Origin of the sequence: Sphingomonas sp. (assembly GCA_019635535.1) — a bacterium.
GTDB lineage: Bacteria > Pseudomonadota > Alphaproteobacteria > Sphingomonadales > Sphingomonadaceae > Allosphingosinicella.
The window spans coordinates 1,282,326-1,296,518 of record JAHBZH010000001.1 but is presented as its reverse complement, the minus strand read 5'-3'; the positions used below and the strand labels follow the sequence as shown (position 1 = coordinate 1,296,518).

General features: G+C 67.6%; 17 protein-coding genes. 11 read left to right on the top strand and 6 right to left on the bottom strand.

Translation table 11 applies throughout. The features are described 5' to 3' along the window. Positions 1 to 125 precede the first annotated feature (125 nt). Positions 126 to 2,054 carry a molecular chaperone DnaK gene (gene dnaK, locus KF780_06670; GenBank protein MBX3561482.1) on the bottom strand — a complete coding sequence of 643 codons (1,929 nt, stop codon included), beginning with the start codon at positions 2,052 to 2,054 and terminating at the stop codon, positions 126 to 128. A gap of 133 nt (positions 2,055 to 2,187) precedes the next feature. Here dnaK and KF780_06665 point away from each other — a divergent pair, with 133 nt between their 5' ends. From KF780_06665 to KF780_06655, 3 genes are all read left to right on the top strand, one after another. Then, on the top strand, positions 2,188 to 2,676 hold the full coding sequence (locus tag KF780_06665) for a copper chaperone PCu(A)C (GenBank protein ID MBX3561481.1): 489 nt from the start codon (positions 2,188 to 2,190) through the stop codon (positions 2,674 to 2,676). An 18-nt stretch (positions 2,677 to 2,694) separates the two neighbouring features. Further along, positions 2,695 to 3,159 carry a vgr related protein gene (locus KF780_06660; GenBank protein MBX3561480.1) on the top strand — a complete coding sequence of 155 codons (465 nt, stop codon included), beginning with the start codon at positions 2,695 to 2,697 and terminating at the stop codon, positions 3,157 to 3,159. Between the two features lie 415 nt (positions 3,160 to 3,574). Then, positions 3,575 to 4,093, top strand: coding sequence for a PH domain-containing protein (locus KF780_06655; protein ID MBX3561479.1), 519 nt, complete (start codon positions 3,575 to 3,577; stop codon positions 4,091 to 4,093). On the opposite strand, the gene KF780_06650 is transcribed toward KF780_06655, so the two are convergent. The 4 genes from KF780_06650 to KF780_06635 form a co-directional block, all read right to left on the bottom strand. Continuing rightward, on the bottom strand, positions 4,090 to 4,929 hold the full coding sequence (locus KF780_06650) for a phenylalanine 4-monooxygenase (GenBank protein MBX3561478.1): 840 nt from the start codon (positions 4,927 to 4,929) through the stop codon (positions 4,090 to 4,092). The genes KF780_06655 and KF780_06650 overlap by 4 nt on opposite strands. Before the next feature lie 192 nt (positions 4,930 to 5,121). Then, positions 5,122 to 5,661, bottom strand: coding sequence for a nucleotide exchange factor GrpE (gene grpE / locus KF780_06645; protein MBX3561477.1), 540 nt, complete (start codon positions 5,659 to 5,661; stop codon positions 5,122 to 5,124). After that, positions 5,658 to 6,677 carry a heat-inducible transcriptional repressor HrcA gene (gene hrcA / locus KF780_06640; protein MBX3561476.1) on the bottom strand — a complete coding sequence of 340 codons (1,020 nt, stop codon included), beginning with the start codon at positions 6,675 to 6,677 and terminating at the stop codon, positions 5,658 to 5,660. Before hrcA ends, grpE begins: the two co-directional genes overlap by 4 nt. Positions 6,678 to 6,740: 63 nt before the next feature. Then, positions 6,741 to 6,932, bottom strand: coding sequence for a hypothetical protein (locus tag KF780_06635; protein ID MBX3561475.1), 192 nt, complete (start codon positions 6,930 to 6,932; stop codon positions 6,741 to 6,743). An 85-nt stretch (positions 6,933 to 7,017) separates the two neighbouring features. Here KF780_06635 and rph point away from each other — a divergent pair, with 85 nt between their 5' ends. From rph to KF780_06615, 4 genes are all read left to right on the top strand, one after another. Next, a complete protein-coding gene (rph, locus tag KF780_06630; GenBank protein ID MBX3561474.1) occupies positions 7,018 to 7,734 on the top strand; it encodes a ribonuclease PH in 717 nt (238 codons plus the stop codon). Positions 7,735 to 7,737: 3 nt separating this feature from the next. Then, complete coding sequence (locus KF780_06625; protein ID MBX3561473.1) at positions 7,738 to 8,244, top strand: YcxB family protein; 507 nt, start codon at positions 7,738 to 7,740, stop codon at positions 8,242 to 8,244. Further along, positions 8,241 to 8,888 carry an RdgB/HAM1 family non-canonical purine NTP pyrophosphatase gene (gene rdgB, locus KF780_06620; protein ID MBX3561472.1) on the top strand — a complete coding sequence of 216 codons (648 nt, stop codon included), beginning with the start codon at positions 8,241 to 8,243 and terminating at the stop codon, positions 8,886 to 8,888. The genes KF780_06625 and rdgB overlap by 4 nt, the downstream gene beginning before the upstream one ends. 107 nt (positions 8,889 to 8,995) lie before the next feature. Beyond that, positions 8,996 to 10,120 (top strand): coproporphyrinogen III oxidase, encoded by a 1,125-nt coding sequence (locus KF780_06615; GenBank protein ID MBX3561471.1) that lies wholly within the window; start codon positions 8,996 to 8,998, stop codon positions 10,118 to 10,120. Here KF780_06615 and KF780_06610 read toward each other — a convergent pair. After that, entirely contained in the window at positions 10,113 to 11,309 is a 1,197-nt protein-coding gene (locus KF780_06610) for a penicillin-binding protein activator (GenBank protein ID MBX3561470.1), read from the bottom strand. The genes KF780_06615 and KF780_06610 overlap by 8 nt on opposite strands. Before the next feature lie 13 nt (positions 11,310 to 11,322). Here KF780_06610 and rsmI point away from each other — a divergent pair, with 13 nt between their 5' ends. The 4 genes from rsmI (at position 11,323) to KF780_06590 (ending at position 14,193) form a co-directional block, all read left to right on the top strand. Continuing rightward, entirely contained in the window at positions 11,323 to 12,153 is an 831-nt protein-coding gene (rsmI, locus tag KF780_06605; protein ID MBX3561469.1) for a 16S rRNA (cytidine(1402)-2'-O)-methyltransferase, read from the top strand. Beyond that, complete coding sequence (locus tag KF780_06600; GenBank protein ID MBX3561468.1) at positions 12,150 to 12,500, top strand: YraN family protein; 351 nt, start codon at positions 12,150 to 12,152, stop codon at positions 12,498 to 12,500. The genes rsmI and KF780_06600 overlap by 4 nt, the downstream gene beginning before the upstream one ends. Before the next feature lie 134 nt (positions 12,501 to 12,634). After that, positions 12,635 to 13,588 carry a glutathione synthase gene (gene gshB, locus KF780_06595; protein ID MBX3561467.1) on the top strand — a complete coding sequence of 318 codons (954 nt, stop codon included), beginning with the start codon at positions 12,635 to 12,637 and terminating at the stop codon, positions 13,586 to 13,588. Beyond that, positions 13,585 to 14,193: a DedA family protein gene (locus KF780_06590; GenBank protein ID MBX3561466.1), complete on the top strand. Its 609-nt coding sequence runs from the start codon at positions 13,585 to 13,587 to the stop codon at positions 14,191 to 14,193. The genes gshB and KF780_06590 overlap by 4 nt, the downstream gene beginning before the upstream one ends.

The following is a 14,193-nucleotide window of genomic DNA, read 5'->3' as shown; positions in this document are numbered from 1 at the left end:
GGTGGTCGCAGCGCCCCCTGACCCACACCGTTCGGGCTGAGCCTGTCGAAGCCCTGCCCTTCTTCACTTCCGCAAGAAAGGACAGTCCTTCGACGAGCTCAGGACGAACGGAGCGGGACACGGCGTCAGCCCTTATTCTCTTCGTCCACCTCGGAGAATTCGGCGTCGACCACCTCCTCGTCGGAGGCGCCCGCCTCATCCGCCGGGGCGTCGCCGCCCGGCGAAGCGGCGGCCTGCTGCTCCTTCTCGTAGATCGCCTGGCCGAGCTTCATCGCCACCTGGGCGAGCGCCTGGGCCTTCTCCTTCATCGCCTCGGCGTCCTCGCCCTCGATGGCGGCCTTCGTCTCGGCGATCGCCGCGTCGATCTCGGATTTCAGCGCGGCATCGACCTTGTCGCCATGCTCCTTGAGCTGCTGCTCGGTGGAGTGGACGAGGCTCTCGGCATTGTTCTTCGCCTCGACGCCCTCGCGGCGCTTCTTGTCCTCCTCGGCGAACTGCTCCGCTTCCTGGACCATCTTCTCGATGTCGGCGTCGGAAAGGCCGCCCGAGGCCTGGATGCGGATCTGCTGCTCCTTGCCGGTGCCCTTGTCCCTGGCGTGGACGTTGACGATGCCGTTGGCGTCGATGTCGAACGTGACCTCGACCTGCGGCACGCCGCGCGGCGCCGGCGGGATGCCGACCAGGTCGAACTGGCCGAGCAGCTTGTTGTCCGCCGCCATTTCGCGCTCGCCCTGGAAAACGCGGATCGTCACCGCATTCTGGTTGTCCTCGGCGGTCGAATAGGTCTGCGTCTTCTTGGTCGGGATCGTCGTGTTGCGGTCGATCATCCGGGTGAAGACGCCGCCCAGGGTCTCGATGCCGAGCGACAGCGGCGTGACGTCGAGCAGCAGGACGTCCTTGACCTCGCCCTGCAGCACGCCGGCCTGGATCGCGGCGCCCATCGCGACCACCTCGTCCGGGTTGACGCCCGTGTGCGGCTCCTTGCCGAAGAAATCCTTCACGGTGTCGCGGACCTTGGGCATGCGGGTCATGCCGCCGACCAGGACGACCTCGTCGATCTCGTTGGCCTTGAGGCCCGCATCGGCCAGCGCCTTCTTGCAGGGCTCCAGCGTGCGCTTGATGAGATCGCCGACGATCTTCTCCAGATCGGCGCGCGTGATCGTCTCGACGAGATGGAGCGGGGTCGAAGCGCCGCCTTCCATCCGCGCGGTGATGAAGGGCAGGTTGACCTCGGTGGTCTGCGCCGACGACAGCTCGATCTTCGCCTTCTCGGCGGCTTCCTTCAGCCGCTGGAGCGCGAGCCGGTCCTGGCGCAGGTCGATATTTTCCTTCGCCTTGAACTTGTCGGCCAGCGAATCGACGATCTTCGCGTCGAAATCCTCGCCGCCCAGGAAGGTGTCGCCGTTGGTCGATTTCACCTCGAACACGCCGTCGCCGATCTCGAGGATCGAGATGTCGAACGTGCCGCCGCCGAGATCGTAGACCGCGATCGTCTTGCCGTCCTGCTTCTCCATCCCGTAGGCGAGCGCCGCGGCGGTCGGCTCGTTGATGATGCGCAGCACTTCGAGGCCCGCGATCTGCCCGGCATCCTTGGTCGCCTGGCGCTGGGCGTCGTTGAAATAGGCGGGGACGGTGATCACGGCCTGCGTGACCGTCTCGCCCAGATAGCTTTCCGCCGTCTCCTTCATCTTCTGCAGGATGAAGGCGCTGATCTGCGACGGGCTGTAATCCTTGTCGCCGGCATTGACCCAGGCGTCGCCATTGGCGCCCTTGACGATCTTGTAGGGCACCAGCTCGGTGTCCTTCTTCGTCACCGGATCGTCGAAGCGGCGACCGATCAGGCGCTTCACCGCGAAGACGGTATTGTCGGGATTGGTGACCGCCTGGCGCTTGGCCGGCTGGCCGACGAGGCGTTCCCCGTCCTTGGTGAAGGCGATGACCGACGGCGTCGTGCGCGCGCCTTCCGCATTCTCGATGACCTTGGGCTTCCCGCCCTCCATCACGGCGACCGCGCTGTTGGTGGTCCCCAGATCGATACCGATCACTCGTGCCATAATCGTTCCTCTTGGCCCCTCGTAAATTGCTGCGCCCGCTCGCTTTGCAAAACTTGCGCGAACGGGCGTTTCGGGTGGCGATATAGGAGGCGAATCCGTTGCGACAAGAACTCACGCGGCCTATGGGGCACGGATGAAAAGCGCCCTCGCCCTCCTCGCCGCCCTTTCCCTCGTCACCGCCTGCGGCCAGGCGCCGCAAAATGGCACACAGGCGAACGCCGCCGCACCCGCCGAAAACGCGCCCGTCGCGATCGACGATGCGGTCGTGACTTTGCCCGCCGTGCCGGGCCGCCCCGGCGCCGGCTATTTCACGCTCCGCACCACGCTGCCGTCTCTCACCCTGACCGGCATCACCAGTCCGCAGGCCGAACGGATCGAGCTGCACGAAACCACCGTGACCGACGGCGTCAGCCGCATGGGCCCGCTCGGCGACGCCACCGTCACCCCCGCCGCGCCGCTCGTCTTCGAGCCCGGCGGCAAGCACGCCATGCTGTTCGGCCTCGACGCCGCGCTCGCGGCCGGCGGCACCCTGCCGCTCACCTTCACCTTCGAAGGCGCCGATCCCGTCACCGTCGAAGCCGAACTGCGCGCCCCCGGCCAAGGCGGCCATGCCGGGCATTGATAACCGTCGGGCGGGAACATGACCTCCCGCCCGCTCACCCAAGGCGAGCGCGCCATGGCCGCGTCGATCTTCGGCGGCGCGATCGATTATGACGCGGTCCGCATCCACCGCCGCAAATGGTTCTTCCTCCATCCGAAGCGCGCGGTGATGGCGCCCGACGGCCATATCTGGGTCCATCCCAAGGGCGATCAGTGGGCGGAGGATTATGCCCGGGCGTCCCTACCGCTCCAGGGCCTCTTCATCCACGAAATGACCCATGTCTGGCAGGCGCAGACGAAGGGCCGCTGGTATCTCCCGCTGATGCGCCACCCCTTCTGCCGCTACGCCTACACCTTCATCCCCGGCCGCGCGCTGGACCGCTACGGGCTGGAGCAACAGGCCGAGATCGTCCGCCACGTCTTCCTGCGCCGCCGCGCCGTCGCATTGTCGGGGGTCGCCACGCTGGCTGAACTGGAGGCGGCCTTGCCCTTTAAGTCTGTCTAAGCGCCCGATCGCACGACAGACAGCCTTGGATGTCCACTATGGGTGGGAAACGGTCGCTAATCCCCCCTCCCTTGAAAGGGAGGGGCTGAAGGGCAGCAACGGGTCGAAAGCAGGCATCCGCCCACCGCTTCCAATGTAGGAAATCCTCTGTCACGCTTGCCCCGAATCGGGGTTGCGGCCTCGGCTCACCGGCTCTTTGAATCGCCCGTCTCCCGCGAAAAAATCTCGCGGCTCACCATCGCGCATATGGGTGAAGCTGAAGTTTCGCGCCGCTGCGCGCGGCCCTTGGGACCCCGGGAAACACCCCCCACCCTGTCAACTTAGTAAACTTGTTCCTCTGCGGCCGCGGCGGCGAACCCGCTTCCCTTCGCGTCCGCTTGTGCTAGCGTCCACGCCGCAAATTCGGGGACCGCATATGACCGAACCGGCGCTCGACACGTTCCGTTCCTCCACTTTGGGCTGGCTGCGCGGCACCGCCGCCGGGCTGGCCACGATCGCGCTCGGCCTTGCCGGCATCGTGCTGACCGCCCTCGGCGTCGGCGCAGTGGAAACCGGCAGCCGCGCGCTGCCCTTGCTGCTCACGCTCGCCGCTTTGGTCATCGTCGTGGTGGTGTGGGTGAAGAATCTCGCCGCCAGCTACGATTTCACCGAGGAGCGGCTCAACATCCGCACCGGCATAATCTTCAAGGCGGTGGACGAGATCGAGCTTTACCGGATCAAGGACGTGAAGCTCAATTTCAGCCTGCTTAACCAATGGGCCGGGATCGGCACGCTCGCCATCTCGTCGAGCGACGAGACCACCCGCCACGGCGATCTCGTCATCCCCCACGTCGCCGACGCCCGCCAGCGCCGCGAGCATCTGCGCCGCCTCGTCGACACCGCCCGCCAGAAGCGCGGCGTGCGCGAGATCGACATGGCGCACGATCATTTCTAGTCCGCGCCGAGCCGCATGAGATCATCTTCGCCCGGATCGAAGTCCGGAGTTCCCCGGAGCGCCGCATAGACCGGATCGAGCCCTTGCTCGACCGTCTTCAGCAGCGCCTCGAATCCGTCGATCACGAAATAGAGCGGCTGGAAGCTGTCGGTGCGGTAACGCGTGCGCATCACCCGCGCGATGTCGAAGGGCCGGCGGCGCGGCGCCGCGCTCTCCAGCGCATGGACGCTCTCGCCGAAACTGGAGAGGATGCCCGCGCCGTAGATCCGGCGCGCGCCGTCCTCCAGCGTGAGCCCGAACTCGATCGTGTACCAGTAGAGCCGGGCGAGCCGCTCCAGCTCCCCTTTCGCGTCCGCCGCCAGCCCGAGCAGGCCGAGTTGCTGGATGAAGTCCGCCGCCGCCGGATCGGCGAGGATCGGGACATGGCCGAACACGTCGTGGAAGACGTCCGGCTCTTCCAGATAGTCGAGGCTGGTCGCCGCGCGGATGAAATTGCCGGCCGGGAAGCGGCGCTTGCTCAGATGGTCGAAGAACACCCGGTCAGGAATCAGCCCGGGTACCGACACCACCGCCCAGCCGGTCCGCGCGAAGAGCCGCTCGTTGAGCTCATCGAAATCGGGGATGCCGGGCTTGGACAGGCGCAGCAGGTCCAGCCCCCGGAAGAACTGGCGCGCGGCGCGCCCCTCGAGGCAGGCCTGCTGGCGCGCGAACAGGAGGTCCCAGACCCGGTGCTCCACGGCGGTGAAGCGCGTCCAGTCCTGCGGGATCGTCCAGTCCGCTGCGGCGTCCGGGGGCGAAGCGGCGCCGGCGAGACCGATATGGGTTTCGGAAGTCATGGGTTTCTCCTCGGGCACAAAGAAAAACCCCGCCCGGAAATCCGGACGGGGTGCGATCGTGAAACTCTGGCCTGTTAGGCGCGCATCAGATCGGTCCCGCCCGGGCGGTCCGATAATAATAGACGGTCGAGATGACGGTCGTGCGCATCGCCCTGATGATCGAGGCGCGCGGGCGTCCTGTCAAGCTTGGCGTCACGGCTTCTTCGCCACCCCGACCAGAGCCGGGCGCAGCAGCCGGTCCTTGATCGTGTAGCCGGCTTGCATTTCCTGCACGATCGTGCCGGGCTCGGCCTCGCCGGACGGGACCTCGATCATCGCCTGGTGGAGGTTCGGGTCGAGCGCCTTGCCCATCGCCTCGATGCGGGCGATGCCGTGGCGCTGGAACACGCTCTCGATCTCGCGCCCGGTCGCCTCGATGCCGGCGACGAGGCCCTTCATCTTCTCGTCTTCCCGAAGATCGGCGGGGACGGCGGACAAGGCCCGCTCCAGATTGTCCTTCACCGAGAGGATGTCGCGGGCGAAGGCGGTGGCGGCGTAACTGGCCGCGTTGATCTTCTCCTGCTCCAGCCGGCGGCGGACATTCTGCGTCTCCGCCTGGGCGTAGAGCACCTGCTGGCGCACCTCGGCCAGCTCGCTCTCCAGCGTCGCCAGCGGATCGGTCTGATCCTCCTCCGGCGCCGCGCCTTCCGGCTGTTCCTGCAGGTCTTCGGTCTTCGTCTCGTCTTCGTTCATGCCATCAATCTCGACAATGCCTTGGCGGTGAAGTCCACCATGGGAACCACCCGCGCATAGTTCAACCGGGTCGGGCCGATCACACCGACGACGCCGACCACCCGGCCGTCCGCCCCGCGATAGGGCGCCGCGATAACCGAGGAACCGGACAGTGCAAACAGCTCATTCTCCGATCCGATGAAGATCTTCATCGCGGCGCCCTCCCGCGCGCGGCCGAGCAGGCGGGCGATCTCCTCCTTGCCCTCCAGCTCGTCGAGGAGCTGGCGGACGCGCTCCAGATCGGCCGCCACGCTCTCGTCGATCAGGTTCGCCTGGCCGCGCACGATCAGCACCGGCCGCCGTGCCCCGTCGCGCGACCAGAGCGCGAGGCCCCGCGTCACCAGTTCGCGCGCCGCCTTGTCGAGCGCCGCCTCGCCCGCCTTGATCTCGGCCGCCAGCCGCGCCTGCGCGTCGGTCAGGGTCAGGCCGGAGAGGCGCGCCGATATGAAGTTGCCGGCCTCCACGAGCGTCGCATGGGTGACGCTCGGCGGCAGGTCGATCACCCGGTTCTCGACGCTGCCGTCGCTGCCGACCATCACCGCCACGGCCTGCCGGTCCGATAAGGGCACGAAGGCGAGCTGGCGCAGCGCCGGCTCGGCCTTGGGCACCAGCACGATGCCGGCACAGGCCGAGAGGCCCGACAAGGCCGCCGTGGCGTTGCTGATCGCCTCCTCGATCGGCCCCTGCCGGTCGATCAGCTTCTCGATCGCGGCACGGTCCTCGGCCCGGGGCTCGGCCACCTGCATGATCGCGTCGACGAACAGGCGGAGGCCGCTTTCCGTCGGCACCCGCCCCGCCGACGTATGCGGCGCGGCGAGCAGGCCGGTCTCCTCCAGGTCCTGCATCACGTTGCGGATCGAGGCGGGCGACAGGTTGAGCAGCGACGTGCGCGAAATGGTGCGCGAGCCGACCGGCTGGCCGTTCTCCAGATAGGATTCGACGACCAGGCGGAACACGTCGCGCGCGCGGTCGCTCATCTCGCCGATGCTGCTCGTCATGGGATGAGATGTAGGCGGCCGCACGCGCCGGTCAAATACCGCCTATCGGCGGCGTCCGATCACGATGACGATCAGGCCGATCGCCGCGACGATCGCGCCGCGCCAGACCCAGTCCGCGACGCCGTACATGCCGGTGCCTTCCGGCCAGGCGAGATAGCCCGCGCCCTGCGCCATGAAGATGAGGCCGAGGACGAAGACGATCCCACCGAGGATGAAGAGAAGGCGTCCGGTCATGCTGCTGTTCCCCTTTGCCCAAGAGGCTGGCATGGACCCGCCGCTTTGGCTAAGGCCCGCCCCTTGTCGTTGAACGGAGAATGATATGCGTCCTTCAGGCCGTGCGCCAGACCAGATGCGCGCGATTCAGATGGAGCCCGGCTTCACCCGCCATGCCGAGGGGAGCTGCCTCGTCTCGTTCGGCGACACCCGCGTGCTGTGCACCGCCTCGGTAGAGACCAATCTCCCCTCCTGGCTGCGCGGCAAGGGGCGCGGCTGGGTGACGGCCGAATATGGCATGCTGCCCCGCGCCACTCACACCCGCGGCCGCCGCGAAGCCGCGAGCGGCAAGCAGTCCGGCCGTACGCAGGAAATCCAGCGCCTGATCGGCCGGAGCCTGCGCGCCGTGGTCGATCTCGAGGCGCTGGGCGAGCGCCAGATTTCGCTCGATTGCGATGTGATCCAGGCCGACGGCGGCACCCGCACCGCCGCCATTTCCGGCGCCTGGGTGGCACTGCGCCTCGCCGTGGACGGCCTGATCGCCAAGAAGCTGATCGTGGCCGATCCCATCCGCCAGAAGGTCGCGGCCGTGAGCTGCGGCGTGCATCGGGGAACCGCCGTGCTCGACCTCGATTATGCCGAGGACAGCTCGGCGGGATCGGACGGCAATTTCGTTCTCACCGGCGACGGCCATCTGGTGGAGGCGCAGGTGAGCGCGGAAGGCGAAGTGTTCGACGAGGAAGGGCTGCTGCGCCTGCTCCGCCTCGCCCGGATCGGCTGCGCCGACATTTTCGCCGCGCAGGACCGGGCGACAGGGCGGTAAGGCATGGCGAGCGCCCACTACAGTTTGTCGGCAGATGATTATGTCGCCTACAACCAACGGCTCTGCGCCCGCCGCATTGGCCTGGGGGTGGCGGTTGGCATCCTGTTGGTAGCCGTTCTTGCCGCAGCAGCAGATGGGCTCTCGGGGCTGAAAAGCGTTCTTCTCGCTATTCCTGTCGGCCTCGTCGTACTGGCCATCTTCATATTTGTGCTAATCCCCCGTCAAGCGCGAGCGATCTACGCTGAGCAGCCTTCTATGTCGGAGTCTCGAACGATCACCGTCAGCGATCGGGATATTGTTTTCAGTCAGGATTCCGGCACGTTCCGAACGGATTGGAAAGATGTCATTCAGTGGGACGAAACGCCGCGGCTAATCATCCTCTTCATAAACCGCGCCATGTTTGTTCCGATCACAAAAAGTGAAATAGGCGCGGAAATGACCGACCGCATCCGTGCCTTGCTCATCCAATCCGGGCTCTCGTTCAGAATGCGGAAAAGGTCTCGCGCATGACCCACAAACTCCGGCCCGGCAAACTGGTCATCGCCAGCCACAATGAAGGCAAGGTGCGCGAGATTCGCGACCTGCTCGGCCCCCATGGGATCGAGCCGGTCTCCGCCGCCGAGCTGGACCTGCCGGAGCCGGACGAGACGGGCGTCACCTTCATCGACAATGCCGACCTCAAGGCGCGGCAGGCGGCGGACCTGTCGGGGCTCCCAGCGCTGGCCGACGACAGCGGCCTGATCGTCGAGGCGCTGGGCGACCGGCCCGGCATCTTCTCGGCGCGCTGGGCGATCGTCGATCCGCATGTCGCGCCGGCCGACGATCCCGGCCATGTCGAGGGCGCGCGCGATTTCGGCGTCGCGATGCGGCGCGTGCAGGACGAGCTGGAGGCGCTGGGCGAGGATGTCAGCCGCAACGCACACTTCATCTGCGCGCTTGCCTTGTGCTGGCCGGACGGCCACAGCGAATGGTTCGAGGGCCGGGTGGATGGCACCCTCGTCTGGCCGCCGCGCGGCGACAACGGCTTCGGCTACGATCCCATGTTCGTCGCCGCCGGCCACGACATCACGTTCGGCGAGATGGACCCCGCCGAAAAGCACGCGATCAGCCACCGTGCGGACGCCTTCCGCAAGCTGGTGGCGGCCTTGTTGTGACGAAGCCCCTCCCCTTCAGGGGAGGGGTTGGGGTGGGGGCTGTCACACCCGGCCGCCTCGAAAGAACAAGCCCCACCCCTGACCCCTCCCCTGAAGGGGAGGGGGATTTGGCCCTCTACGTCCACTGGCCGTTCTGCGTCTCGAAATGCCCCTATTGCGACTTCAACAGCCATGTCCGCGACGACGTGGATCAGGCGGCGTGGTGCGACGCCCTGCTCGCCGATCTCGCTTATGAAGCCGCACAGACACCCGGCCGCCGCCTGACCTCGATCTTCTTCGGCGGCGGCACGCCCTCGCTGATGTCTCCGCGCACGGTGGCGGCACTGATCGACGCGGCATCGCGGCACTGGGGCATCGCCAACGATATCGAGATCACGCTGGAGGCCAATCCATCCTCGGTCGAGGCGCGCCGCTTCGCCGATCTCGCCCGCGCCGGGGTCAACCGCGTCTCGCTCGGCGTCCAGTCGCTCGATGCCGAAACGCTCCGCTTCCTCGGTCGCGCCCATGATGTGGACGAGGCGCTGATGGCGCTCGGCACCGCCCAGTCGGCCTTTCCGCGCGTCAGCTTCGACCTCATCTACGCGCTGCCCGGCCAGAGCGCCGTGGCGTGGGAGGCCGAATTGAAACAGGCGCTCGCCTTCGGCACCGACCATCTCTCGCTCTACCAGCTCACCATCGAGCCCGGCACGCGCTTCGCCGCATTGGCGGCCAAAGGCGAACTCATTCCCGCCGATCCGGACGAGAGCGCGGCACTCTACGAGCTGACCGGCGCGCTCACCGCCGAAGCGGGCCTCCCCGCCTATGAAATCTCCAACCACGCCCGACCGGGCCAGGAGAGCCGCCACAACCTGACCTATTGGCGTTACGGCGCCTATGCCGGCATCGGCCCCGGCGCGCACGGACGGCGAAATGACGCTTCCACGCAGCGGCATCGTAAACCGGAAAACTGGCTCTCAGCGCTCGCGCGCAACGGCCATGGCATTGTCGAGGAACGCGAGCTTGCGCCATCGGAACGCGGCATCGAGGCTTTATTGATGGGCCTGCGTCTGACCGAAGGCGTGGACATTGACCGGATCGCCAAACTTGCCGGCCGCGATCCCGTGGACCGGAACGCCGTCACGCGATTGGCCGATCAGGGCCTGCTCGCGACCGACGGAGCGCGGCTGCGCGCCACCCACGCCGGCCTGCTCCTGCTCGATTCGGTGCTGGCCGAGATCGTCCGGGTCAGTTGAAGCCGCGCGGCGCGGGCGACACCGGATTGGTCCCGCCGGCCGTCACCTCACGCACCTCCAGCGCCCGTTCGGCCACACCGTCGCGGCCGAAGCGGAAGGCGCCGTCCACGCCGGAGAAGCCGGTCGATTCGCGCAGCGCGCGTTCCGGGAAGCGCCGGCCGATCGGCCAGTCCGCCGCGACCCGCACAGCGAGCAGCACCGCGTCATAGCCGAGGCTCGCCAGCCGGTAGGACGGCTCCGAGCCATAACGCGCCCGGTAGCGGGTGCGGAATGTGCCGAAATTGGCGTCGGACGGCGCCGCGAACCAGGCGCCGCGCAGCGCGACATTGGCGCCGAGATTGGTCTCCGCGCCCCACAATTCCGTGCCCAGGATGCGCGGCTGCGGCGAGGACTGACGCACGATCGGGATCGCCTGCAGCGCCACGCGCGAGCCGTCCGCGATCAGCACCGCGTCGTAGCGCCCGCGCGTGTTGAGCCGCGTCGCGGCGGCATTGAGGCTTTCGCCGCCGCGCTCATAGCTCTCCATGGCGACCAGCGTGCCGCCGGTCGCCTCGACCGCGGCGCGCAACGCCTGCCCGGTGCGCTGTCCATAGACGCCGGTGGGTACGAGCGCGGCGAAGCGCTGCGCTCCGCGCGAGCGGGCGAAGCCGACCACCCGGTCGATCGACTGGACGGGATTGAAACCCATGATGAAGACATTGTCGCCGGCCACGCTCACATCGTTGGAAAAGGCGATCACCGGAATGTTCTCGCGCCGGGCGAGCGGCGCCACCGCGCGCACATCCTCCGCGAGCAGCGGACCGAGGAACAGGCCGCTGCCGTCGCCGATCGCCTCGTTGGCGGCGGCCTGCGCGCCGCGCGCCGTGTCATAGGCGGTGATCCGGATGCGCTGCCCGCCCGTGTCCAGCAAAGCGAGATTGGCGGCGTTGAGCAGCGCCTGGCCGATTCCCGCATTGGGGCCGGACAGCGGCACCAGCACGGCAACGCGGTTGCGCGTCTCGTCCGGCGGCAGACGCGATGTGTCGGGGCGCGTATCGGGAGCTTCCGGCTCGGGCGGCGGCGGGCCAGGGCGGGTGCGCGGGACGCAGCCGGCGATGACGATCGCGAGCAGCAGCAGGACGAGCAGCCGCCCCAGCGATGCCCAGGTAAATCCTGCGTCGGCTTGCGCGCGCAGCGACAGCGATGCCATGACCTTACTCCTCATGTCCGAACCCCTCGCTCCCGGCCTCTATATCGTCGCGACGCCGATCGGCAATCTTTCCGATCTCTCTCCCCGCGCCACCGAAATCCTCGCCCGCGCCGATCTGATCGCCGTCGAAGACAGCCGCGTAACGGGCAAGCTCCTCAATCATATCGGCGCGAAGCGGCCGATGACGCCCTATCACGATCACAATGCCGACAAGGTGCGGCCCGGCCTGATCGCGCGGATGGGGCGCGAAGCGGTGGCGCTGGTCAGCGATGCCGGCACGCCGCTCATTTCCGATCCCGGCTACAAGCTGGTCCGCGACGCCCGCCGGGCGGGGGTGACGGTGACGACCATTCCCGGCCCCTGCGCCGCGATCGCCGCGCTGACGCTCGCGGGCCTGCCGACCGACCGCTTCGCCTTCCTGGGCTTCCTCCCCGCCAAGCCGGGCGCGCGCGCCAACGCGATCGCCGAGGCGGCGGGATTCCGGGGCACGCTCGTCTTCTACGAAAGCGGCCCACGCCTTGCCTCCGCACTCGCCGCGCTGGCCGAAGGGCTGGGCGCGCGCGAGGCGGCGGTGACGCGCGAGATCAGCAAGCATTTCGAAGAGACTGTGACCGGCACCCTCGTCCAACTCGCCGCGCGTTATGCAGAAGCACCGCCAAAAGGCGAGATCGCGATCGTCGTCGGCCCACCCGGCGAAGCTTCGCTTGCAGGCGAAGCCGATATCGACGCGGCGCTGCGCGAAGCGCTTCAGACGCTGTCGCCTTCGCGCGCCGCCGCGGAAGTCGCCCAGCGGCTCGGCATCCCGCGCAAGCTGGCCTACGAGCGGGCGCAGGCGCTCAAATGAGCCGGCGGGCGGCCGAGCGCGGCGGCCGGCGGGCCGAGACGCTCGCCGCCTGGTGGCTTCGCCTGAAAGGCTGGCGCATCCTCGCCACGCGCGCCCGCACGCCGGTCGGCGAGGTGGACATCGTCGCGCGCCGCCGCCGGACCATCGCCTTCGTCGAAGTGAAGGCGCGGGCGACCGCCGCCGAAGCCGAACTGGCGCTGGACGAATATCGTCTGCGCCGGGTCGCGCGCGCCGCCGAAGCCCTCGCCGCCCGCCACGGCCGTCCGGGCGATACGATCCGCATCGACGCGGTATTCATCGTGCCGGGCCGCTGGCCCCGCCATGTGGAAAATATCTGGCATGGATGACAGGGCGCCCACATTTGCCTAATCACCCGCACCGTTCGCCCTGAGCTTGTCGAAGGGCTGTCCTTCCTTTGAGGCCGAAGAGAAGGACAGGGCTTCGACAGGCTCAGCCCGAACGGCTTTGGAGTTCGAGACCTATGTCCCTGCGCATCGCCGTCCAGATGGACCCCTTGGAGGGCATCAATATCGAAGGCGATTCGACCTTCGCGATCATGCTGGGCGCGCAGGCGCGGGGGCACGAGCTCTTCTACTATGCCGCCGAGGATCTGAGCTGGGTCCATGACCGGCTCTGGACGATGGGCTATCCGGTCACGGTCCAGCGCGTCGCTGGCGATCATTTCCGGCTGGGTGAGCCGCGTATCCTCGATCTCGGCAAGGACATCGACGTCGTGCTGATGCGCCAGGACCCGCCTTTCGACCTCGGCTATATCACCGCGACTCATTTGCTCGAGCGCATCCAGAGCGAGACCCTGGTGGTCAACGATCCGGCCAGCGTCCGCAACGCGCCGGAGAAGGTCTGGGTGCTGGATTACGCCCGCTTCATGCCGCCGACGGCGGTCACCCGCTCGCTCGGCGTCGCCCGCAAGTTCCTGGCGGAACATGGCGAGATCGTGGTGAAGCCGCTGCACGGCAATGGCGGCAAGGCGATCTTCAAGGTCGGGGCGGACGGACAGAATCTCGCCTCGCTGATCGAGGTCTTCAACACCGCGTACCGCGAGCCGCACATGCTCCAGGCCTTCCTCCCCGGCGTGGCCGAGGGCGACAAGCGCATCGTGCTGGTCGATGGCGAGGTGGTCGGTGCGGTCAACCGGATTCCGGGCGAAGGCGAGATTCGCTCCAACCTCGCCGTCGGCGGCAAGGCGGCCAAGACGGAGCTGACGCCGCGCGAGGAGGAAATCTGCGCCGCGCTCGCGCCGGAGCTGAAGGCGCGCGGCCTGCTCTTCGTCGGCATCGACGTGATCGGCGGCGAATGGCTGACCGAGATCAACGTCACCTCGCCGACCGGCATCGTCGCCATCGACCGGTTCAACGGCACGGACACGCCCGCCCGCATCTGGGACGCGATCGAAGCGAAACTGGGCCGCGCATGACCGACTGGGTGTTCCGCCTGCTCGACGAAGCGGGCTATGTCGGCGTCGCCATATTGATGTTCCTGGAGACGGTGTTCCCGCCGATCCCCTCGGAAGTCATCATGTCGCTGGCGGGCGTGCGCGCCGGACAGGGCGAGATGAGCCTGTGGGGCGTGATCGCGGCAGGCACGGCCGGGGCGATGTTCGGCAATTTCTTCTGGTACCTGCTCGCCCGCGTCATCGGCATGGAGCGTTTCCACCCCTTCATCGATCGCTATGGCCGCTGGCTGACCATCGACTGGCCGGACGTGGAAAAGGCGCAGCGGCTGTTCGGCAAGCATGGCGGCGCGATCGTCGGTCTCGGCCGGGTGATCCCGACGATCCGCTCGGTCATCTCGATTCCCGCCGGCCTGCTCAAGATGCGGCTCAAGACCTTCCTGATATGGTCCACGATCGGCACGTCGGTCTGGAGCAGCGGCCTCGCCATCGCCGGCTATCTGCTCGGCAGCCATTATGCCGATGTCGACGACGTGCTCGGTCCGCTCTCCGTCGCCGTCATCGCGCTGATCATCCTCGCTTATGTCTGGCGCCAGTTTACCTGGCGGCGCCGTCACCCGGAGAAGTGA

Coding starts and splice junctions, on each gene's coding strand:
- KF780_06600 (MBX3561468.1), top strand. CDS start 12,150: ATGAGCCGGCGGGCGGCCGAGCGCGGCGGCCGGCGGGCCGAGACGCTC.
- KF780_06660 (MBX3561480.1), top strand. CDS start 2,695: ATGACCTCCCGCCCGCTCACCCAAGGCGAGCGCGCCATGGCCGCGTCG.
- grpE (MBX3561477.1), bottom strand. CDS start 5,661: ATGAACGAAGACGAGACGAAGACCGAAGACCTGCAGGAACAGCCGGAA.
- hrcA (MBX3561476.1), bottom strand. CDS start 6,677: ATGAGCGACCGCGCGCGCGACGTGTTCCGCCTGGTCGTCGAATCCTAT.
- rdgB (MBX3561472.1), top strand. CDS start 8,241: ATGACCCACAAACTCCGGCCCGGCAAACTGGTCATCGCCAGCCACAAT.
- rsmI (MBX3561469.1), top strand. CDS start 11,323: ATGTCCGAACCCCTCGCTCCCGGCCTCTATATCGTCGCGACGCCGATC.
- KF780_06665 (MBX3561481.1), top strand. CDS start 2,188: ATGAAAAGCGCCCTCGCCCTCCTCGCCGCCCTTTCCCTCGTCACCGCC.
- KF780_06650 (MBX3561478.1), bottom strand. CDS start 4,929: ATGACTTCCGAAACCCATATCGGTCTCGCCGGCGCCGCTTCGCCCCCG.
- rph (MBX3561474.1), top strand. CDS start 7,018: ATGCGTCCTTCAGGCCGTGCGCCAGACCAGATGCGCGCGATTCAGATG.
- gshB (MBX3561467.1), top strand. CDS start 12,635: ATGTCCCTGCGCATCGCCGTCCAGATGGACCCCTTGGAGGGCATCAAT.
- KF780_06655 (MBX3561479.1), top strand. CDS start 3,575: ATGACCGAACCGGCGCTCGACACGTTCCGTTCCTCCACTTTGGGCTGG.
- KF780_06625 (MBX3561473.1), top strand. CDS start 7,738: ATGGCGAGCGCCCACTACAGTTTGTCGGCAGATGATTATGTCGCCTAC.
- KF780_06635 (MBX3561475.1), bottom strand. CDS start 6,932: ATGACCGGACGCCTTCTCTTCATCCTCGGTGGGATCGTCTTCGTCCTC.
- KF780_06610 (MBX3561470.1), bottom strand. CDS start 11,309: ATGGCATCGCTGTCGCTGCGCGCGCAAGCCGACGCAGGATTTACCTGG.
- KF780_06590 (MBX3561466.1), top strand. CDS start 13,585: ATGACCGACTGGGTGTTCCGCCTGCTCGACGAAGCGGGCTATGTCGGC.
- dnaK (MBX3561482.1), bottom strand. CDS start 2,054: ATGGCACGAGTGATCGGTATCGATCTGGGGACCACCAACAGCGCGGTC.